14 protein-coding genes, 1 tRNA gene, 3 rRNA genes, 1 other RNA gene and 1 riboswitch are annotated in these 21553 nt (G+C 34.0%); of the genes, 13 read left to right on the forward strand and 6 right to left on the reverse strand.

What is annotated here, in order from left to right; translation table 11 throughout:
- Positions 1-5: 5 nt before the first annotated feature.
- Positions 6-1103 carry a haloacid dehalogenase-like hydrolase gene (locus tag FVE75_RS00250; protein WP_374123913.1) on the forward strand — a complete coding sequence of 366 codons (1098 nt, stop codon included), beginning with the start codon at positions 6-8 and terminating at the stop codon, positions 1101-1103.
- Between the two features lie 25 nt (positions 1104-1128).
- A complete protein-coding gene (locus tag FVE75_RS00255) occupies positions 1129-1590 on the forward strand; it encodes a cupin domain-containing protein (protein WP_021743459.1) in 462 nt (153 codons plus the stop codon).
- 205 nt (positions 1591-1795) lie between these two features.
- On the opposite strand, the gene FVE75_RS00260 is transcribed toward FVE75_RS00255, so the two are convergent.
- The 5 genes from FVE75_RS00260 to nikA form a co-directional block, all read right to left on the reverse strand.
- Positions 1796-2566, reverse strand: coding sequence for an ABC transporter ATP-binding protein (locus tag FVE75_RS00260; RefSeq protein ID WP_147004706.1), 771 nt, complete (start codon positions 2564-2566; stop codon positions 1796-1798).
- 1 nt (position 2567) lies between these two features.
- The gene (locus tag FVE75_RS00265; RefSeq protein WP_147004707.1) at positions 2568-3353 is read right to left on the reverse strand and encodes an ATP-binding cassette domain-containing protein; all 786 of its coding nucleotides are present in this window, start codon (positions 3351-3353) and stop codon (positions 2568-2570) included.
- Complete coding sequence (locus tag FVE75_RS00270) at positions 3341-4153, reverse strand: ABC transporter permease (protein WP_147004708.1); 813 nt, start codon at positions 4151-4153, stop codon at positions 3341-3343. The genes FVE75_RS00265 and FVE75_RS00270 overlap by 13 nt, the downstream gene beginning before the upstream one ends.
- A 2-nt stretch (positions 4154-4155) precedes the next feature.
- On the reverse strand, positions 4156-5106 hold the full coding sequence (locus tag FVE75_RS00275) for an ABC transporter permease (protein ID WP_147004709.1): 951 nt from the start codon (positions 5104-5106) through the stop codon (positions 4156-4158).
- Between the two features lie 128 nt (positions 5107-5234).
- On the reverse strand, positions 5235-6857 hold the full coding sequence (gene nikA / locus FVE75_RS00280) for a nickel ABC transporter substrate-binding protein (RefSeq protein WP_147004710.1): 1623 nt from the start codon (positions 6855-6857) through the stop codon (positions 5235-5237).
- A gap of 178 nt (positions 6858-7035) precedes the next feature.
- Positions 7036-7143, reverse strand: a riboswitch (adenosylcobalamin-variant (AdoCbl-variant) riboswitch).
- 672 nt (positions 7144-7815) lie between these two features.
- Here nikA and gap point away from each other — a divergent pair.
- From gap to FVE75_RS00315, 7 genes are all read left to right on the forward strand, one after another.
- On the forward strand, positions 7816-8829 hold the full coding sequence (gap, locus tag FVE75_RS00285) for a type I glyceraldehyde-3-phosphate dehydrogenase (protein ID WP_147004711.1): 1014 nt from the start codon (positions 7816-7818) through the stop codon (positions 8827-8829).
- A gap of 175 nt (positions 8830-9004) precedes the next feature.
- The gene (locus FVE75_RS00290; RefSeq protein ID WP_197735191.1) at positions 9005-9730 is read left to right on the forward strand and encodes a class I SAM-dependent methyltransferase; all 726 of its coding nucleotides are present in this window, start codon (positions 9005-9007) and stop codon (positions 9728-9730) included.
- 252 nt (positions 9731-9982) lie between these two features.
- Positions 9983-10402, forward strand: a complete 420-nt coding sequence (locus FVE75_RS00295) for a COG2426 family protein (protein ID WP_232052560.1) — start codon at positions 9983-9985, stop codon at positions 10400-10402.
- Positions 10403-10468: 66 nt separating this feature from the next.
- Positions 10469-10807, forward strand: a transfer-messenger RNA (tmRNA) gene (gene ssrA, locus FVE75_RS00300).
- 200 nt (positions 10808-11007) lie between these two features.
- Complete coding sequence (gene mnmG, locus FVE75_RS00305) at positions 11008-12930, forward strand: tRNA uridine-5-carboxymethylaminomethyl(34) synthesis enzyme MnmG (RefSeq protein WP_147004713.1); 1923 nt, start codon at positions 11008-11010, stop codon at positions 12928-12930.
- Positions 12931-12981: 51 nt separating this feature from the next.
- Positions 12982-13704 carry a 16S rRNA (guanine(527)-N(7))-methyltransferase RsmG gene (rsmG, locus tag FVE75_RS00310; protein WP_147004714.1) on the forward strand — a complete coding sequence of 241 codons (723 nt, stop codon included), beginning with the start codon at positions 12982-12984 and terminating at the stop codon, positions 13702-13704.
- 279 nt (positions 13705-13983) lie between these two features.
- Positions 13984-15066 (forward strand): SDR family oxidoreductase, encoded by a 1083-nt coding sequence (locus tag FVE75_RS00315; protein WP_147004715.1) that lies wholly within the window; start codon positions 13984-13986, stop codon positions 15064-15066.
- 283 nt (positions 15067-15349) lie between these two features.
- Here the strand turns inward: FVE75_RS00315 and FVE75_RS00320 are convergent, their stop codons facing one another.
- Positions 15350-15709: a winged helix-turn-helix transcriptional regulator gene (locus FVE75_RS00320; protein WP_147004716.1), complete on the reverse strand. Its 360-nt coding sequence runs from the start codon at positions 15707-15709 to the stop codon at positions 15350-15352.
- Between the two features lie 562 nt (positions 15710-16271).
- Here FVE75_RS00320 and FVE75_RS00325 point away from each other — a divergent pair.
- The 4 genes from FVE75_RS00325 to FVE75_RS00340 all read left to right on the forward strand — a co-directional run bounded on the left by FVE75_RS00325 (position 16272) and on the right by FVE75_RS00340 (position 21054).
- Positions 16272-17783, forward strand: a 16S ribosomal RNA gene (locus FVE75_RS00325).
- 111 nt (positions 17784-17894) lie between these two features.
- Positions 17895-20787, forward strand: a 23S ribosomal RNA gene (locus FVE75_RS00330).
- 62 nt (positions 20788-20849) lie between these two features.
- Positions 20850-20962 (forward strand): 5S ribosomal RNA (gene rrf / locus FVE75_RS00335).
- The 16S, 23S and 5S rRNA genes sit together here with 1 tRNA gene alongside, the layout of an rRNA operon.
- Before the next feature lie 15 nt (positions 20963-20977).
- Positions 20978-21054 (forward strand) — tRNA-Asn (locus FVE75_RS00340).
- Positions 21055-21553: the final 499 nt, after the last annotated feature.

Consider the following 21553-nt stretch of genomic DNA (forward strand, 5'->3'; position numbering starts at 1 on the left):
TAGTTATGGCATTCGCTTTATCAGCTGCTAATTTGGACGAATTGAGATGGGTTCCAAAAAACAGGGAAGCTTTATCAAAACTTATAGATGAAAATAAAAATCAAGGAAATTATGTAGTCTTTGACTGGGATTATACATCAATTTATCAAGATACACAAGAAAATTTGTTTAGATATCAGATAGATAATTTAAAGTTCAAAATGACACCGGCACAATTTTCAAAAGCAATAAGAAAAGATATTCCGCTTGATAACTTTGCAAAAGACTATGTTAATGTAAAAGGTCAGCCTATTAACATTACAAAAATAGCAAATGATTTGGATAAAAGATACACTTTTCTTTACAATAACTACATAAAAACTCAAAAAATGTCTTTGGAAAAAATTAAACAAACTGAAGAATTTAAAGATTTTAGAGGAAAATTAGCATTTCTTTATGAAGCAATAGGTGGAAGTTTTTCGCATGATGTAGCTTATCCGTGGGTACTTTACCTATTTGAAAATATGAGCGTATCAGAAGTTCAAAAACTAGCTAAGGAAGCAAATGATTTTGGAATTGGGAATAAACTTGGAAAATATGTTCTTGAGTCAAGTGATAAACTAACAGGTGAAGCAGGTAAAGTAAGCCATCAATATAAGAGTGGTTTAAGAACTCAGCCTGAAACAGCCAATTTATTTCATGAATTTGAAAAAAATGGTATAAAAGTATATATAGTTTCAGCTTCTCTTGAAGATATTGTAAAAGTATTCGCAAGCAATAAGTCTTATGGATATAATTTAAGTTCTGATAGTGTTTATGGAATGCGTCTTGAAATGAATGGAGACAAATATGTTGCCGAATATAAGCATGGCTATCCACAAACACAGACTAAAGGAAAAGTTGAAGTAATCAATAAATACTTGAAACCTAAACATGGTGGAAAAGATCCGCTTCTAGTGGCAGGAGACAGTGAAGGAGATGTAAATATGCTTTCTGAATACAAAGGTACAAAAACACTTCTTCTTATGAAAAGAAAAGGAAAACTTGACAATCTTGCAAAAGATGCTAGAGCGTTAATTCAAACAAGAAACGAAGAAACAGGGTTATTCGTTCCTGAAAATTAATTGAAAGATTTTGGAGGAAGAAATAATGGACTTAAAAAATTTAGATAAGGAAACATTGGAAAAAATATTAAGAAAAGTAGTACAAGAAGAACTTGGAAGAAAAGTTGGAGGATTTGAAAAACATATTGATAAAAGTGGAGTAGGAGTTGTTAAAATTCCTTCAGTAAAACCTGAAAGATTTGATACTGGAAATCCTAATGACAAAGTATTCTTAACCGATGTATTTACAATAGAAGAAAGCGGAAGATTGAGTTGCGGAGTTATGGAAATGGAAGAATCTGCATTTGATTGGGAACTGAACTACGATGAAATAGATTATGTAATAGACGGAACATTAGAAATTATAGTAGATGGACGTAAAGTTACAGGAAACAGGGGAGATGCCATTTTAATCCCTAAAGGTTCAAAAATAAAATTTAGTGCTCCTAACTTTGCAAGATTTTTATATGTAATCTATCCTGCAAATTGGCAAGACACTTGTAAATAAGTTAAATAAATACCCCTAAAAAATAGAGGCTGTAAAATAATATAACAATAACAGCCTCTTTATTTATAGTAAAACTTATTTAAAACTAAACTCAAAAGCTACGACTATTTTACTCAAACCATAAATTTATATAATTTTAGCAGTTTAATTTAAAATAGGTTTGAGCATATTTTAGAAAAATAATAAAAAATACCTAGAGAGTTATTTATTGAATAGTTTCAATAAAATTTACAGCTTTTCCCAAAATACGTTTTATCCGTTCATTTTTTATTATGACAGGAGAATCAAGATTTTCAATAATATCAGCTATTTCTCCATTTTCTATTATAACTATTTTATCACATAGGTAATAACACGCTTCAAAATCATGGGAAATGAAAATATATGTTAAATTCATAGTTTCCTTTAGTGAGCCAAGAAGTTCAAGTATTTGCTCTTGAATAATAGGATCAAGCCCGCTCACAGATTCATCAAATATAATTATTTCAGGTTCCAGTATTAATGCTCTTGCAATACAGATCCTTTGCAGCTGTCCTCCACTTAGCTGAATGGCTTTTTGTGACATAAATTCGGGATTAAGTCCTACCTTTTCTAAAAAAATTTCTGCACGTTTTTTCATTTCATCGTATGTAATTTCTTTTTTATAGTGTATTTTTAGAGGTTCAGTTAAAACTTCCTCTACTGTATATTTGGGATTTACTGCTCCAAAAGCATTTTGAAAAACTAGCTGAATTTTACGATGAATTAAGGATAATTGCTTTTTATTGATATTTTTATATGATATTTCATTAAATACGATATTTCCTTCATCAAAATGTTCCAATCCCACAAGCAGTTTTGCTAATGTACTTTTTCCAGAACCACTTTCTCCCATAATGCCAATACATTCATTTTGTGAAATAGATAAATTTATTTTGGATAAAATAGCTTTTCTATCATAGTGTTTGCTTACATTTTCAATTACTAATTTTTTCATATCAAATTCCTTCTTTTTTGTATCTTGTGTAGTGTTTTCTCAATATTAATGATTTTCCGTAGTCACTTTGAGGATTTTTTAACATATCAGAAGTATTACCTTTTTCAATCAAATTTCCATTTTTCATAATAATTATTTTTCCGTCAAGTTCTTTTGCGAGATTGTAATCGTGAGTAATTACTATGAGTGAAGTGTTTTGGGATTGCAGATTTTTTAGTAATTCAGTAACTTTTTCGGTATTATAGTAATCAAGGGCCGAAGTAGGCTCGTCAGCTATCAGCAGTTCAGGTTCTAGCTGAATCATCATAGAAAACATTATTCTTTGCAACATTCCTCCACTTAATTGAAATGGATATTTTTTCATTAGTGCTTCTGGATTTAGAAGATTTAATTTTTTCATTTCTTCAATCATCTTATTTATACATTCTTTTTTTGATAAGCCGAGCCTGCTTTGAAATAGTTCTACAGCGTGAGATTCCACATTTTGAAAAGAGTTAAACACAGCCATAGGATTTTGGGAAATGTATGAAATTTTTTTACCTCTGTATTCATTCCACTCCTTTTCTGATATTTTCAATAAATCTTTTTCATCAAAGAATATATTCCCATTTATGTTGGCATTGTCAGGCTTTATTCCTACTAATAATCTGGAAAGCATTGTTTTTCCTGAACCGCTTTCACCGATGATAATAAGAGTTTCTCCCTTTGGTAATGTAAATGAAATGTCATTTAGTATTGTTTTGTTATCAATACTGACTTTTAGTGTATTTATATCTAATTTTTCCATAATTTTTTAATTCCTTTATTATCAAAAGTTTCTCCTAACAGGTTAAATGCTAAAACTGTTATGAATATAGCAAGTCCTGGATACAGTACCAGCCCTGGAATTCGTCTGAAGTAAGGTTTTGCGTCATTTAGCATCATTCCCCATTCGGATATGTTTGGCTGTACTCCTATTCCTAAAAAGGAAAATCCTGAAATCATTAAAATTATATTTCCAATATTTATTAGGGCTGCAATTAAGACAGGCTTGAAAACAAAAGGAAGAATATGCTTTCTTATTATGAAAAAGGGCGAAGCTCCGATTGCCCGTGTTGCCTGAACATACTCCTGCTGTTTGACGCTAGAAACTGTATTTCTTAAAATTCTTGCATAGTAAATCCATTCAATAGCGCTTACAGCAATTACAATATTCCCTATTCCTTGTCCTAAAATACCGACAAATGCCATTGACAAAAGAAAACTCGGGAAAGCCATGAAGACATTTACAATCCATAAAAATATTTTATCCAGCTTTCCTCCAAACCAGCCTGCCAAAATTCCTATAGGAAAGCTTATACATAATGTAACAACTGTAATTAGACTTGAAATCATGAGTGACAGCCTTGTTCCGTAGATTAACCTTGAAAGAACATCCCTTCCCATATGATCTGTTCCCAGCTTATGAATTTTGCTTGGAAGCTGAAGTTTTTGTGAAATATCAGTAAACTGTGGATCATAAGGAGCAAGTAAAGGTGCAAAAATAGCAATGAAGATCAATCCAGCAAGTAATGATACTGAAAAATAAAATAATTTTCTTTTTTTCATAATTACAATACACCTCCAGCTTTGGATTTTTCTTTTATTCTTATTCTTAATCTTGGATCCATATATTTTACAAGTGCTTGAGTAAATTCATTTACAATAATAGACATTATTCCAAAAAACAAAAGACAAATTTGAATTAATGGAAAATCTCCAGTTTTTACAGCTGTAGTAAATAATTTTCCAATACCAGGCCAAGCAAAAATTTCTTCAATTAACACACTTCCTGTCAGTAAATACATAATATTTGAACTTAGAACTGTAATAATTGGAATAGATGTATTTCTTAGCAAATGGTTAAGAATTATTCTTTTTTTGGAAACACCTCGAATAATTGCATTTTCAACATGAGCTTTATCCATTTCTTCAAGTATATTTTTTCTTATAAAAAAAGTTGTCTGTGCTATTAAAGGCAGTACAAGCGTTATACAAGGTAAGATAAAATTTTTCCAGTCGCCTCTTCCTGAAACAGGCAGGATTTTTAATGAAACTGAAAAGAAAATAATTAGTATATAGCCTAGCCAAAAAGTGGGAAGTGATACTCCTGCGTATGATAAAGCTTGAACTGTATAGTCAAAAATTGTATTTTTCTTGATTGCGCTTAAGACTCCTAATAAAGGAGATAATATAATTAAAATTACAAATGAAAAAATTCCAAGCTGAAAAGTTGGAACAATAGCTTCATTTACAAGTTCTATAACAGGAATTTTTTTTGTATATGATATTCCAAAATTGCCTTTTAATATATCTGTGAGCCAGTTAAAATATTGAATATATAAAGGTTTGTCTAATCCTAAATTTTTTCTGGCTGCTGTTAATGTTTCAGCAGTTATGCTTACATGAGATGCCCTTAAATAATTTTGGGCAGGATCTCCTGGCGACAGTTTTACAAGGAAAAATGTAATAACTGATATTGCCAGAAAGATTGAAAATAATGATATTAATTTTTTTATCACAAAATCATCCCTTAAAATTGAATATTTTAAATCTCTCCAAAATCCAACTTTTAAAAATTATTTGAATAAATTAGTTGTAATTTCTAGATTCAATTTTGAAGAGGCTTCACTATTTTGATATTTTTAATTTATTTTACTTTTACAGTTGTCCATACAGGAATTCTATTTTCTTCTGGCATAAATTTCACGCCTTTCAGCTCTCCAGTTCTATAAACACTTAGTAAAGCTTGATAGCTGATTGGAATATATACAGCTTGCTCTTGCAAAGTAGTTAATACATATTTATACATTTCATTTAATTTAGTTTCATCAGGTTCAATTAATAAAGCTTTAATAGTTTTATCTAGTTCAGATTTCATTGGTAAACCTAGTTGTGCAGCGTAGGCAGGGTTTGTTCCTTTAACTGAATCATCAGCCATTGCAGTCAGGTAAGCATGTGGATCCCAAGGAGCTCCCCATGAATAGTCAGACATTAAGTCATAATTTTTTGCAGTTGCATTTTCCCAGTATGCTTTTTCTTCCATTGCCTTTAAGTCAACTTGTATACCAATTTTTTTCCATTCTCCTTGAATGTATTCTCCTACATTTTTATCTGTAACTTTAGAGCTAATGTAAGGGAAAGATAGAATCATTTTTTTACCATCTTTTTCTCTCATACCGTCAGTACCTTTTTTCCATCCTGCTTCATCAAGCAATGTCTCTGCTTTTGCCAAGTCAAAATTATATTTTGTAAGTTCTATATTTGTATGAGGTACATTTGGAGCAAAAATTGTATCAGCAGGTTTTTCAACACCACCAAATATATTTTTTGCGATACTTTGTTTATCTACAGCATGACTTAATGCTTGTCTTACTTTAAGATCTTTTAAAATAGGACTTGTAGTATTTAAAAGTATCATTCTTGTAGACATTGGTTCAGAAGTGGCAGTAGTGTATTTTTTATCTTGTCTGTATGTTTCAAATCTATCTAGGCTGATTAAACCGTTTCCATAAATCAAATCAATATCTCCAGCTTCAAATTGAAGAGCAAGTGTTTCGCTATCTGGAATATTTTTAATTACAACTTCTGAAGCGGCAGGTTTTTCTCCCCAGTAATATTCATTTCTTACGAAAACTGCATATTCATTATTTTTATGTTCTTTTAACACCCAAGCACCTGTCCCTATAGGTTTTTTTATACCTTTAGAAGTATCTCCATTTTCAGGGAAACCAGCGTCTCCTAAAAAACGTATAGGACGTATCATTGCCAAGTCATAGAGTGTTGCAGTATAAGCTGTATCTAGAACTATTTCAAATGTATAATCGTCAACTGCTCTGTATGATTTTAAATGATTAGTAAATGCAAACCATGAGTGATTTGATTTGTTTTGTTTAGAAAAGATAGTGTCAAAGTTTTTTACAACATTTTTTGCATTAAAGTCTGAACCGTCTGAGAATTTTACATTTTTTCTCAATTTAAAAGTGTAAGTTTTTCCATCTTTGGAAATATCCCAAGATTCAGCCAGCATAGGCTTAATTTTTCCATTTTCTCCATAAGATACAAGTCCATCGTAAACCATATCCTGTGTAATAAATTGACTTGGCAAATATTCATGCGGATTTAGATTCCCAACAGGATCCTGATTAAATGCCAACGTGATTTTACTAGATTTTTCAGCTTTTCCTTTTGCCGTCTCTTTTTGTTTTGGCTGACAAGCAAAAATAATTCCCATTATCAGCAAAATGATAATCATCTTGAATGAATTTTTCATTTTTTTCTCCTTCTGTTTAAATTATTTTTTATTATATTCATATTACTTTATAAAAACAAAAAAACCGTTTATGCTTATCTAAAGCGAACGGTTAAAGACTGATATATTAAAAAAGCTGAATAACTTCAGGAATTTAAATTTCATTTAACCATCTGCCGTAGTCAATCTATGAATAATTATTATGGATAGTTATCCGACTTAAAAACTATTAAAATATAGTTTTTTCACGGTTGCGGGACAGTGTAAGAATTTCACTTACTTCCCTATCTTTCGATTTTTTCAAATCACTCATAATAATGTTTAGGTTTATGTTTAATGTATTTTTCTAGATTTTATAATATATATTCAAACCTACTTAAAATTAAACTGCTAAAAATTATATAAATTTAGGGTTTGAGTAAAATAGTCATAACTTTTGAGTTTAGTTTTAAAGCAGTTTTACTATAATAACTGTTAAAAATAAAAAATCTGTAGAGCTATAATAATCTAGTTTGGAGTAGTTTTGTTATGTAAAGTAATAATCTCATAATTTACAAGAATTTTAACATATTATGCATATTTTTTCAATGTATTTGTTAATAAAATAAAGTAAAAATTATTATATTATTAGATAGAATTAAAAACAAAAAATAATAAAAAAATAAAATGAAGTTATTTTTTTAAATTTAAATTTTTGTTTTGAAAAAAAATAGTTGTATAGATTTTTTACAAAAAGAAAGTATTACCTCAAATTCATAGTTTCTAATTTTTTGAGATTATAGATTGTAAAATATATTGTTTTTATTAGATTTTTTTAATATTTTTTAGCACTATATTTGATTGTGTAACGTACCTAAAAATTTTACCATATTTTATTAATTCCTAACTGTTGAAAATTCAACGAAAATATGATATACTCAAATTGTATAGAATAATATATTTTTTTAATATATTAAAATTTTTAGGAGGTATTATTAAAATGGCAGTTAAAGTAGCAATTAATGGATTTGGAAGAATCGGGAGATTAGCATTGAGATTAATGTCTGAACAAACAGATAAATTTGAAGTTGTAGCAATTAATGACTTAACAGATGCTAAAATGTTAGCACACTTATTCAAATATGATTCATCTCAAGGAAGATTCAATGGAACTATTGAGGTTAAAGAAGGAGCTTTCGTAGTAAACGGAAACGAAATCAAAGTTTTCGCAGAAGCTGATCCTGAAAAATTACCTTGGGGTAAATTAGGAGTAGATGTAGTATTAGAAGCAACAGGTTTCTTTGCAACTAAAGAAAAAGCTGAAAAACACGTAAAAGCAGGAGCTAAAAAAGTAGTTATTACTGCACCTGGTGGAAATGATGTTAAAACTGTAGTTTACAATGTAAACCACGAAATTTTAGATGGATCTGAAACAGTTATTTCAGGAGCTTCTTGTACAACTAACTGTTTAGCACCAATGGCTAAAGCATTAAACGATAACTTTGGTGTTGTAACTGGTACAATGACAACTATCCACGCTTACACTGGAGACCAAAACACTTTAGATGCACCTCACAGAAAAGGTGACTTAAGAAGAGCAAGAGCTGCAGCTGTAAATATTGTTCCTAACTCAACAGGAGCTGCAAAAGCAATTGGATTAGTAGTACCTGAATTAAACGGAAAATTAGATGGAGCTGCTCAAAGAGTACCTGTTCCAACTGGTTCATTAACTGAATTAGTATCAATCTTAAACAAAAAAGTAACTGTAGAAGAAGTAAATGCAGCTATGAAAGCAGCAGCTAACGAATCATTCGGATATACTGAAGAAGAATTAGTATCTTCTGACATCGTTGGAATTCACTTCGGATCATTATTTGATGCAACACAAACAAAAATCGTTCAAAACGGAGATACTCAATTAGTTAAAACAGTATCTTGGTATGACAACGAAATGTCTTATACAGCTCAATTAATCAGAACTTTAGGATACTTCGCAAGCAAAATTGCTAAATAATTGATTTAAACAGAAATCTTAAAAATTAATTTTGAAAATCGGCTAGAAATAGTCGGTTTTCTTTTTTTATATTATTTTTGCAAATTTAATTCTTATTTTGTAAAATTTATGTTATAATAATCTAAAATTATAACTTTGCTGTTAAAATTCAAAAATTTTAAAATTTGGGGAAAATATGGAAAATAAAGAAAACATGAAGAAGTTTTACGATACAATAGCAGAAAAATATGATTTTATCTTTTCACTTTCAGATGTTCAGAAGAATTTTTTTCAAAAATATATTACAGGGAAAAAAGTGCTTGATGTGGGAGCTGCAACAGGTAATTTGTCAAAATTTCTAAAAAAAGAAGGATATGAAGTAAATTCCATTGATATAAATGAAAAACTGATTGAGCAGGCTAGAGAAAAAAATATCGACGTAAAAAATTTGGATATGCTGAAAATTGATGAATTGGGAAAATTCGACACAATAATAAATGTTGGAAATACGTTACCGCATTTGAATAGCAAAGATGAGATTTTTTTATTTTTAAAAAAGGCTTATTCACAGCTTGAAAATAATGGGAAACTGATTATTCAACTAATAAATTTTTATAAATTTTTTGAAAATCAAAAATCTGAATCTAATTTTTTGGGAAATTTACCATTGATTGAAAATGAAAATGTAAAATTTGAGCGTTATTATTACAAAAATACTGATAATAACGTGATTTTTAAAACTATTTTGGATGACAAGCTTGAAAATGAGGAAATTTTAACAAATGTTAATTATTTTGATTTTATGAAATTTTTTGAACAGTTAGGTATAAGCAATGTAAAAGTATTTGGAGGCTTTAACGAGTCTGAGTTTGTTTTGGAAAAATCACAGCCACTAATATTTGTGATTACAAAAGATGATTAGATTTAGTTTGAAATATGTTGTAAATATATAAATTTTTGTAAGAATTAAGATGAAATTTTAAATAATAAAATAGAGTATGCGTTCTCTTGAATTAACGTAAATAATCAATAAAGGAGAAATTTATGATAATTAATGGATTTAATTATTATAAAGTAAAAAGTAAAAATTATGAAATCTTTTAAAAATTTTATAAAGGTAACTTTAATTGGAGCTCCGCTTTTAAATAAAATTATAGGAATATTTCTTATATCAATGTTGCCTATAATTGAACTTCGTGGAGCAATACCGATTGGAGCAGCTATTGGATTACCTTGGTACTTAAATATGATTGTTTCGATTATTGGAAATATGCTTCCTGTGCCATTTATTCTTTTATTTGTAGTAAAATTATTTGAATTTATGAAAAAGAAGAATATATTGGTAAACTTTATTGAAAAAATTGAAAAAAGGGCGATGAGCAGAAGTGAAAGTATCGCAAATAAAGAATTTTTGGGACTTATGATTTTTGTAGCTATTCCATTTCCAGGAACAGGTGCTTGGACAGGAGCATTGATTGCGGCATTGCTTCAATTTGACAGAAAAAAATCTTTTTTATATATTCTTTTTGGGGTATTGATTGCAGCAGCTCTTGTAACATTGGGAGTATATGGAGTGATAGGGTTTTTAATATAATTTTTAAATAATATCTTTTCAAAATCTTAAATATGTGCTATACTAAAAAAGTAAATTTTAAAATAAGGGAATGTTTTGGTTTCGACAGGATAAAAAGATTATTATTGGCAAGTAAGCGGGAGCTTTAAAATCCAACTTAAAAATAATCGGAAACGATAATTACGCATTAGCTGCCTAAGATAGCGGCTCATCTCTTTTGGGAATGCCATTTTTCCATTAGGTGATGTCATTTTTAATGGCTTACTTGGATGTATGATTATGTCATCTAAGGAAAATTTATAATCTCGCCTTTAGACTTTTGTCTGTTTAATATCTAACGGTTAAAGCGTTAAATAGACTAAACTTGTAGAAGATAGTAAGAACTTTTTATTTTGGACACGGGTTCGATTCCCGTCATTTCCACCAAAACAGAAAATAAAAATCAAATTATTAAATAAACTGTAAGCGAGTTGCATAACTCGTTTTTTCTTTTTTGAAAATACTTTATTGAAAAAAACAAAATATTAATATATAATGGATTTATAAAAAGAATTGGAAGCGAAAGGAGAATGTAATTTTAGGTCAAAGTATTATTTTGAGAATAAAAATTACAATTTATAAATAAAATGAGAAATTATGATGTAATTGTAGTTGGTGCTGGACACGCGGGAATTGAAGCAGCATTGGCATCAGCTAGATTAGGGTTGAATACAGCAATTTTTACAATAACATTAGATAATATAGGTGTTATGTCTTGTAACCCATCAGTTGGAGGGCCTGCAAAAAGCCATCTGGCTAAGGAAGTTGACGCATTAGGTGGAGAAATCGGACGAAATATGGATAAAAGCTTTGTACAAATGAGAATTCTGAATACAAAAAAAGGACCAGCAGTTCGTTCGTTAAGAGCTCAGGCAGATAGAAAAATTTATGCAAGGGAAATGAAAAAAACAATAGAAAATCAGCAAAATTTAGATACTGTTCAAGATATTGTCACAGAATTAATTGTAGAAGAAATTGAAATTTTAGAAGGTAATTCTAAAAGAATTGAAAAGGTTATAAAAGGGATAAGAACTAAGACAGGAATGGAGTTTTTTGCAAAAGCGGTTGTACTTGCAACAGGAACATTCTTGAGAGGACTTTTATACATTGGAGATAAAAGGGTGAAAGGTGGAAGAATGGGAGAGTTATCGGCAGATGACCTTACAGATTCCTTAAAATCTTTAGGATTTAAAATGGATAGATTCAAGACAGGGACACCTCCTAGACTTGATATTAGAACATTAAATCTGGAAAAATTGGAAGAACAGCCAGGAATAACAGGTATTCCATTAAAATTTTCAATGAGAACTCCAAATAGTGAAGTTTTAGAAAAACCGCAATTATCGTGCTATTTGACAAGAACTAATGAAAATACACATAAAATAATAATGGATAATCTGGATAAAGCGCCAATGTATAATGGAAGTATAAGCAGCACAGGACCAAGATACTGTCCGTCAATTGAAGATAAAGTTGTAAAATTTAATGATAAAGACAGCCATCATCTGTTTTTGGAGCCAGAAGGATTTGACACGGCAGAAGTCTACATAAGTGGACTTTCCACAAGTTATCCCGCTAGTTTGCAACAAAAGATAGTAAATACAATTGATGGGCTCGAAAATGCTCATATAATGCGATACGGGTATGCTGTGGAATATGATATTGTAGACCCTAGCGAACTTGACTACACTCTTGAAACTCGTAAAGTAAAAGGACTTTATTTAGCTGGACAGCTAAATGGGACAAGTGGTTATGAAGAGGCGGCTGCACAGGGAATTATAGCAGGAATCAATGCAGCTTTAAAAATTAAAGGAGAAGAGCCGTTTATTTTAGACAGAGAAAGTTCGTACATTGGAACAATGATAGATGATTTAATAAATAAGGAATTGTTTGAGCCATATAGAATGTTTACAGCAAGATCTGAGTTCCGCCTTATTTTACGTGAAGACAACGCTGATATAAGACTTTCTGAAAAGGCTTATAAAATTGGACTTCTTGATAAAAAATATTATGATATTGTACAGGAAAAGAAAAAAAATGTTAAGAAAACAATAGAAAACCTTGAGAATATAAAACTTGGAAGCAGTAACCAAAGGCTTATGGAAATTCTTGATAAATATAACGAAAGTCTAAAAAGTGGAACGACTTTAAAGGAAATTTTACGTCGTCCAAAAGTTACATATCAGGATATAAAATATATCGCTGAAATCATTGAAAATGTACCAAATCTAAATTTTGACGATGAAACTGAATATCAAATTGAAGTTCAGACAAAATATGAAGGCTACATCGCCAAAGCTATCCAAATTATGGAAAAACAGCAAAAACTGGACGATAAAAAAATTCCTAAAAATTTTGACTATGACAGTATGAAGGGAATTACAAGAGAAGCAAAACAAAGATTGAAAGAAAATAGACCATATAATGTAGGACAGGCATCCAGAATGTCTGGAGTAACGCCAGCAGATATTTCTGTGCTGCTAATGTATTTAGATGGAGTTTTAAAATAAAATCTAGCTATAAAAAACCTTTTATATATTAATGGAACGTAAGGAGAAAAAGTGGAAAATATAAACGAAGAAGCCAATTTAAGAGAATATTTCTTAAACTTGCTTTCAAAATCAGAAATTAAAGTGCCAGACGAAAAAATTACACAAATGCTGAAATTTTTAGAACTTTTATATAATAAAAATCAAATTATGAATTTAACGGCAATTCGAGAGAAAAAAGGAATGCTGGAAAAACATTTTATAGATTCCTTACTTTTAACAAAAGTTATAAATGATGACGAAAAATCTTTTATAGATGTTGGAACAGGCGCTGGATTTCCTGGGCTTGTACTTGCCATTTATTACCCAGAGAAAAAGTTTTTGCTAGTAGATTCAGTAAGGAAAAAAATAGAATTCATAAATGAAGTAATAAAAGAATTAAATTTACAGAATGTAACCACAAGTTTTGAACGTGCAGAAGAATTAATAAAAGATAGAAGAGAATGTTTTGATGTTGCTCTTTGTCGAGGAGTAGCCAATTTAAGAATAATACTGGAGTATATGATTCCATTCATAAAAGTAAATGGACGATTTTTACCGCAAAAATTAAACCTAAACGAAATAGAGGAATCGAAAAATGCTCTAAAGATTTTAAATGCAAAAATAAACAAAACTTTTGAATTTAATCTTCCGGAAAGTATGGATAAAAGGATAATTTTGGAAATTTTAAAACTGCAAAAAACAGACAAAAAATATCCAAGAAAAATAGGAATTCCATCCAAGAAGCCGTTATAAATAAAAAGTTCAAAAATTGTAAAATTATTAGAAACAAGAACTGAGATTTTGTCTCAGTTTTTTTATTTATATGAAGAAAATAAATTTTAAAACAAAAAATGACTACTTAGTAATTACTAAGACAGCTAATATTTTTTTTCCAAATTTTCCTGAATTTTCAACTTTAGTATATTAAACCTTACTAAGTATAGAAATTTTAAGTACTTGAAAAGTTTATATTATTTAAGTATAATGACTAGACAAAAAATATTAAGATAAATAAAAATAGGAGATAAGTATATGGAAAAAATAAATCTAAATAATGAAAATGAAAAATTAAATAGCATTTTTACTGCAAAAAGGGAGATAAAGCATGCATTTGTGACAGGAGCAACAGGGCTTTTAGGAAATAATCTTGTAAGAGCGCTAGTTAATAGAGGAATAAAAGTAACAGGATTAGTACGGAATATAAAAAATGCAAAAAAACAGTTTCCAGATTTAGAAATTACTTTTGTAGAAGGAAATCTTAATAATCCAGATAGCTATAAAGAAGCTCTCAAAGGATGCGATGGACTTTTTCATACAGCAGCTTATTTCAAGGAAGCGTATAAAGGTGGAGAAAATCACTGGTCGAAACTTTACAATACAAATGTGAAAGGAACTATAGATTTAATGACTGCTGCAAAAAAAGCAGGAATAAAAAACATGGTTCACACTTCTTCGATTGCAGTACTTAAAGCAGAAAAGAATCAGCTTATTGATGAAACAATGTTACGTAATAAAGATGACAAAGAAATTAATGATTATTACCGTAGTAAGATATTAAGCGATGAAGCTGTTAAAAAATTTTTGAATGAAAATCCTGATATATTTTGTTGTTTTGTACTTCCAGGATTTATGTTTGGCCCTGGAGATATGGGGCCTACTTCATCAGGACAGCTTGTTATGGATTATGTAAATAAAAAGATACCAGGAATTATACCTTCAAGCTATAGCGTTGTAGATGCACGTGATGTAGCAGAACACGAAATAATGGCAATGGAAAAAGGAAAAAGAGGAGAATTGTATCTTGCAGCTGGAAAATTTATGACTATGAAAGAACTGTTAGAAGAATTATCTAAAGTAACAGGAATTCCTGCTCCTAAAAGGGTTATACCTTTATATTTTTTAAAAATACTGGCTGTATTTAATGAATTAATCAGTAAATTAACTAAAAAAGAGACATTAATAAACAAGGCTACAATACGTGTCATCAAAAATGATTATATGCGAAATAATTTCAGTCATAAAAAAAGTAAAAAAGAATTAGGATGTGAATTTAGATCATTGGATGAAACTTTAAAGGATGTTATAAATTGGTATAAAGAAAATGGATATTTATAATTATCTAAAAAATATTGTTTTAAAACATAAATTGCAATATTAATTGCAACATTTTACCCAATTTTTTTTAAAACTAATTTCGCGTAAAAATTTTTCAAAATGGACTTGCATAGTTTAAACATTTTCTTGGTCTCGAATTTATCAGCATTAAGGTTCTTATCAAGTTTTCTGTATCTATTTTTAATAATTAAGAACCAACTGAATTAATTAAATTAAATATTGATACATTAAAAAATTATTTTCCATTTAAAATTGTGTTTTATAATATAAAAAATTAAATATTTCAAATTTTTCCGAGCCATGTATCTATTTCATAAAAAATAAAAATAAGTTTTTTACCTTTTTTAGTAAGAAAATATTCAACTTGAGGTGGTATTGAGTTAAATTGTTTTCGTGATATAACATCAAATTTTTCTAATTTTCTTAATGTTGAAGATAACATCACGCTTGTTATTCCAGGAATTTCCTTTTTTAATTCGCCAAAACGTTTGATACTGTTTTTATTAAGTACGTATAATATGTTTATTGTCCATTTGCTGGAAAGCAGTTTCAAAAAATCTTGAGTACTTTTTAGACAATTATCTTCTATCTCAGAAATTGCTTGATTTTGAATATATTTTTCTATAGTTATCCTATTTTCCATTAAATTCTCCTTTATTTTTTATACAAAATAAACTATAAAAGTTATTTTTCTATTCATAAATTACAATTTGTTCCTTTTTATATTTAAGTCTAGTTTAAACAATAAATTTGTTAAAAATCTTTTGGTAAATGATAAAATTATAGTCTGTAATTTTTTGATAATTTTAAATAGAAATAGCATTGTTAATATCAAATTAAATCTATGGTTTAAGAAAAAAATTATTTTGTAGTTTCTGTTAACAAATAATAGTTATAGTAACATATGAAATAAAAAATGTCAAAACTCAATGAATACAAAAAATACGTATAAATTTTAGACATTACACCTGATTATATAATATTTATATAAAAAAACTTTGAAAAAATGGAAAAAAGTAGTTGACAAAGGGGAGGGAATATGATAATATATATCTTGTCGATACGAAAAAGTGTCGCAGGACAATAGAAGATAAGAATAGAAGAAGCAACAATGTGTAAGATATAAATAAAAGTCAAGAGTTCTTGTTTTGAAGGCAAGAAACTCGTCAAGACTAAGGTGGAAATAAAATATATGAGAAATATATTGAATGAAGAGTTTGATCCTGGCTCAGGATGAACGCTGACAGAATGCTTAACACATGCAAGTCATTGGCGAAGCTGCGCTTGCGCAGCCTAGCCAAGGCGGACGGGTGAGTAACGCGTAAGGAACTTGCCCTGCAGACAGGGATAACAGACGGAAACGACTGATAACACCTGGTACTGTCAGGCTGGCGCATGCCGGCCTGATGAAAGGAGACGCTGCAGGAGAGCCTTGCGTCCTATTAGCTAGTTGGTGGGGTAACGGCCCACCAAGGCGATGATAGGTAGCCGGCCTGAGAGGGTGAACGGCCACAAGGGGACTGAGATACGGCCCTTACTCCTACGGGAGGCAGCAGTGGGGAATATTGGACAATGGGGGCAACCCTGATCCAGCAATTCTGTGTGCACGAAGAAGGTTTTCGGATTGTAAAGTGCTTTCAGCAGGGAAGAAGAAAGTGACGGTACCTGCAGAAGAAGCGACGGCTAAATACGTGCCAGCAGCCGCGGTAATACGTATGTCGCAAGCGTTATCCGGAATTATTGGGCATAAAGGGCATCTAGGCGGCCCTGTAAGTCTAGGGTGAAAACCTGCGGCTCAACCGCAGGCCTGCCCTGGAAACTATAGGGCTAGAGTATCGGAGAGGTGGACGGAACTGCACGAGTAGAGGTGAAATTCGTAGATATGTGCAGGAATGCCGATGATGAAGATAGTTCACTGGACGGTAACTGACGCTGAAGTGCGAAAGCTAGGGGAGCAAACAGGATTAGATACCCTGGTAGTCCTAGCTGTAAACGATGATTACTGGGTGTGGGCATGAAGAGTGTCCGTGCCGAAGCAAATGCGATAAGTAATCCGCCTGGGGAGTACGGCCGCAAGGCTGAAACTCAAAGGAATTGACGGGGACCCGCACAAGCGGTGGAGCATGTGGTTTAATTCGAAGCAACGCGAAGAACCTTACCAAATCTTGACATCCTTTGACAACTCTAGAGATAGAGCCTTCCCTTCGGGGGACGCAGTGACAGGTGGTGCATGGCTGTCGACAGCTCGTGTCGTGAGATGTTGGGTTAAGTCCCGCAACGAGCGCAACCCCTATCGTTAGTTGCCATCATTAAGTTGGGGACTCTAGCGAGACTGCCTGCGAAGAGCAGGAGGAAGGTGGGGATGACGTCAAGTCATCATGCCCCTTATGATCTGGGCTACACACGTGCTACAATGGACAATACAAAGGGCAGCGAAACCGCGAGGTCAAGCAAATCCCATAAAGTTGTTCTCAGTTCGGATTGTAGTCTGCAACTCGACTACATGAAGCTGGAATCGCTAGTAATCGTAGATCAGCATGCTACGGTGAATACGTTCTCGGGTCTTGTACACACCGCCCGTCACACCACGAGAGTTGTCTGCACCTGAAGCTGCTGGTCCAACCGCAAGGAGGAAGGCATCTAAGGTGTGGATAGTGATTGGGGTGAAGTCGTAACAAGGTATCCGTACCGGAAGGTGCGGATGGATCACCTCCTTTCTAAGGAGCAACATGCACAGCTTCTTCTTATGTCTATGTTCAATACTAGGACAATGGGAAATGAATAGTAGGTAAAAGATTACAATTAAACTGGAGTAAAAGTTATTCTGAGAAAAAGCTAACAAGGGCACACGGAGGATGCCTAGGCAACAGCAGCCGATGAAGGACGTGATAAGCTGCGATAAGCCGGGAGGAGATGCACACGATCAGTGATTCCCGGATTTCCGAATGGTAAACCTGCATGTCTGGAGGACATGCGTGAAAACGGTAAGCCCGCGAACTGAAACATCTAAGTAGCGGGAAAAAGAAAGTAAAAACGATTCCCTTAGTAGCGGCGAGCGAAACGGGAAGAGCCCAAACCAACAAGCTTGCTTAGCGGACAGCGTTGCTGGCACGGGACTTCCATCAGCGGATTGTCATAATGCTTAAGCCGCATGTGTAAGTGGAACCAGCTGGGAAGCTGGACCGAAGAAGGTGATAGTCCTGTAGAACATAAAGCATATGCTGCGACTGGAAGCACCCGAGTAGCGTCAGGCACGAGGAATCTGGCGTGAATCAGCGTGGACCATATCACGCAAGGCTAAATACTGCTGTTGACCGATAGTGAAGAGTACCGTGAGGGAAAGGTGAAAAGAACCCTGAGCAAGGGAGTGAAACAGAATTTGAAACCGTGTGCTTACAAACGGTAGGAGCACTTTATGTGTGACTGCGTGGATTTTGGTTAATCATCCTGCGAGTTATGGCTGGTGGCAAGGTTAATAGAACGGAGCCGAAGGGAAACCGAGTCTTAACAGGGCGACAAGTCGCCAGCCATAGACGCGAAACCTAGCGATCTATACTGTCCAGGCTGAAGCTGAGGTAAGACTCAGTGGAGTAGCGAACTCACCGCCGTTGAAAAGTTGGGAGATGAGATAGGTCTAGGGTGAAAAGCCAATCGAACTAGGAGATAGCTCGTTCTCTCCGAAATGCATTTAGGTGCAGCCTTGGCATGAAGATATGCGGGGTAGAGCTCTGTATGGTCTAGGGGGCGTACTGCTTACCGAAATCAAGCAAACTGCGAATACCGCATATTAATAGCCAGGAGTGAGTCCGTGGATGACAAGGTCCTCGGACGAGAGGGGAACAGCCCAGACCGCCAGCTAAGGTCCCTAATTATGTCTAAGTGGGAAAGGAGGTGGATATTCACAGACAACCAGGAGGTTGGCTTAGAAGCAGCCATGCCTTGAAAGAGTGCGTAATAGCTCACTGGTCGAGAGTATCTGCGCCGAAGATGTAACGGGGCTAAGACATAAACCGAAGCTGCGGAGGCGTGCTTGCACGCCTGGTAGGAGAGCGTTCTGTAGGCCGTTGAAGGAATGCCGCAAGGCCATTCTGGAGGTATCAGAAGTGAGAATGCAGGAATGAGTAGCGAGAAGGCGGGCGAGAATCCCGCCGGCCGGAAGTCCAAGGTTTCCAGGGGAAGGTTTGTCCGCCCTGGGGGAGTCGGGACCTAAGCATAAGCAAAAATGTGATGGCGAATGGAAAACAGGTTAATATTCCTGTACCGCTGTTATCGCCTGAGAGACGGAGTGACGCAGGAAGGTATGCGGGAAGGCTGACGGAATAGCCTTTCTAAGGGCGTAGCATGGGCATGCAGGAAAATCCGCATGCCTAAATGTGAGACCTGACGGGTAAGTGCATCTTGCATAAGCCGCGCATCGTCAGACTGTCGAGAAAAACTTCTATCGATGAGAACCAGCGCCCGTACTGTAAACCGACACAGGTGGACAGAGTGAGAAACTTGGTACCGACAGGATAACTCTCGTTAAGGAACTCTGCAAAATGGCCCCGTAACTTCGGGAGAAGGGGTGCCTGACTTACCTGAAGGGTTAGACGCCCTGAGGGGAAACAGGCCGCAGTGAAGAGTCCCAAGCAACTGTTTACCAAAAACACAGGTCTATGCTAAGCTGAAAGGCGACGTATATGGGCTGACACCTGCCCAGTGCCGGAAGGTTAAGAGGAGGGTTGAGAGACTCGAATTGAAGCCCCGGTGAACGGCGGCCGTAACTATAACGGTCCTAAGGTAGCGAAATTCCTTGTCGGGTAAGTTCCGACCTGCACGAATGGTGAAATGATTTGGGAGCTGTCTTGGCTGGAGACCTGGTGAAGTTGTAATGCCGGTGAAGATACCGGCTACCTGCAGTAGGACGGAAAGACCCCGTGGAGCTTTACTGTAGTTTGGCATTGGGTTCTGGCCGCATGTGTATAGGATAGTTGGGAGACTGTGAAGCCAAGGCGTCAGTCTTGGCAGAGTCGTCGTTGGAATACCAACCATATGCCGTCGGAATTCTAATCTGGAAACGGAGACAGTGCTAGATGGGCAGTTTGACTGGGGCGGTCGCCTCCCAAAGAGTAACGGAGGCGTTCAAAGGTTCCCTCAGGCTGGATGGAAATCAGCCTAAGAGTGCAAACGCATAAGGGAGCTTGACTGCAAGACTGACGGGTCGAGCAGGGTCGAAAGACGGACTTAGTGATCCGGTGGTTCCGCATGGAAGGGCCATCGCTCAACGGATAAAAGCTACCCCGGGGATAACAGGCTTATCTCCCCCAAGAGTTCACATCGACGGGGAGGTTTGGCACCTCGATGTCGGCTCATCGCATCCTGGGGCTGTAGTCGGTCCCAAGGGTTGGGCTGTTCGCCCATTAAAGCGGTACGCGAGCTGGGTTCAGAACGTCGTGAGACAGTTCGGTCCCTATCCGTCGTGGGCGTAGGAAATTTGAGAGGAGCTGTCCTTAGTACGAGAGGACCGGGTTGGACAGACCTCTGATGTATCAGTTGTCACGCCAGTGGCACGGCTGAGTAGTCACGTCTGGAACGGATAACCGCTGAAAGCATCTAAGCGGGAAGCCGGCTTTGAGATGAGTGATCGCAGTATCCATGGAGAACACATGGTCGATAGGCCAGGGGTGCAAGCGCAGCAATGCGTTCAGCTGACTGGTACTAATATTACGTATGCTTTTTATGTAGTCTTTTGCTTCTGCTATTTATTTCCCATTGCCTTAGGCAATGCAATCTATATTCAAAAGTTTGGTGATCATAGCGGCAGGGATACACCCGGTCACATTTCGAACCCGGCAGTTAAGTCTGCCTGCGCCTACGATACTTGGATTCGTCCCGGGAAAATAGGAAGCCGCCAAACTTTTTTTTCTTTTGCGTCTCCGTAGCTCAGCCGGTTAGAGCATCTGACTGTTAATCAGAGGGCCGTTGGTTCGAGTCCAACCGGGGACGCCATTCTTTTTATACCCCTTATCATCTAATTTCCTCCCTCGGAAGTTTTTTTTTGCTTTTTTTTCATTATACAGCTCTTCCATAAGACGTCCCCATATCCGAAATACAAGTCCAATATTTTAATTGATTAAAAAATTTTTTTAAAATTTAAATTCCTTGTTAAGCATGAAGGTAAAAAAAGTTTGACAACCTTAATGTTTAATAAGTTTATTGATTTTTTTATCCTAGAAGATAGCTTTTTATTATTTTTACCTTGTTATTTTCCCTTCAACTAATCCTTTATTTACATTATATTTTTGTATATTACTTATTTTTTTCCAGTTTGATAATGTTTCTTTCAATTTAATACATTCATTTATTCCAGATTTCTTCAGTTCTTATATCAATTTTTTCAGTTCATTACTGAATACAGTAACATCTTATATTTCATATATACTTAAAAACTTTGTTCTAAGCCCTTGTTGAAACTTTAATGTCATGAAATATTACATGTTAGTATTTT

The sequence above is a fragment of the Leptotrichia hongkongensis genome (genome assembly GCF_007990635.1).
Classification (GTDB): Bacteria; Fusobacteriota; Fusobacteriia; order Fusobacteriales; family Leptotrichiaceae; genus Leptotrichia; species Leptotrichia hongkongensis.

Coding starts and splice junctions, on each gene's coding strand:
- FVE75_RS00265 (WP_147004707.1), bottom strand. CDS start 3,353: ATGGAAAAATTAGATATAAATACACTAAAAGTCAGTATTGATAACAAA.
- FVE75_RS00270 (WP_147004708.1), bottom strand. CDS start 4,153: ATGAAAAAAAGAAAATTATTTTATTTTTCAGTATCATTACTTGCTGGA.
- FVE75_RS00290 (WP_197735191.1), top strand. CDS start 9,005: ATGGAAAATAAAGAAAACATGAAGAAGTTTTACGATACAATAGCAGAA.
- gap (WP_147004711.1), top strand. CDS start 7,816: ATGGCAGTTAAAGTAGCAATTAATGGATTTGGAAGAATCGGGAGATTA.
- FVE75_RS00260 (WP_147004706.1), bottom strand. CDS start 2,566: ATGAAAAAATTAGTAATTGAAAATGTAAGCAAACACTATGATAGAAAA.
- mnmG (WP_147004713.1), top strand. CDS start 11,008: ATGAGAAATTATGATGTAATTGTAGTTGGTGCTGGACACGCGGGAATT.
- FVE75_RS00320 (WP_147004716.1), bottom strand. CDS start 15,709: ATGGAAAATAGGATAACTATAGAAAAATATATTCAAAATCAAGCAATT.
- FVE75_RS00250 (WP_374123913.1), top strand. CDS start 6: ATGGCATTCGCTTTATCAGCTGCTAATTTGGACGAATTGAGATGGGTT.
- FVE75_RS00255 (WP_021743459.1), top strand. CDS start 1,129: ATGGACTTAAAAAATTTAGATAAGGAAACATTGGAAAAAATATTAAGA.
- FVE75_RS00315 (WP_147004715.1), top strand. CDS start 13,984: ATGGAAAAAATAAATCTAAATAATGAAAATGAAAAATTAAATAGCATT.
- FVE75_RS00295 (WP_232052560.1), top strand. CDS start 9,983: ATGTTGCCTATAATTGAACTTCGTGGAGCAATACCGATTGGAGCAGCT.
- nikA (WP_147004710.1), bottom strand. CDS start 6,857: ATGAAAAATTCATTCAAGATGATTATCATTTTGCTGATAATGGGAATT.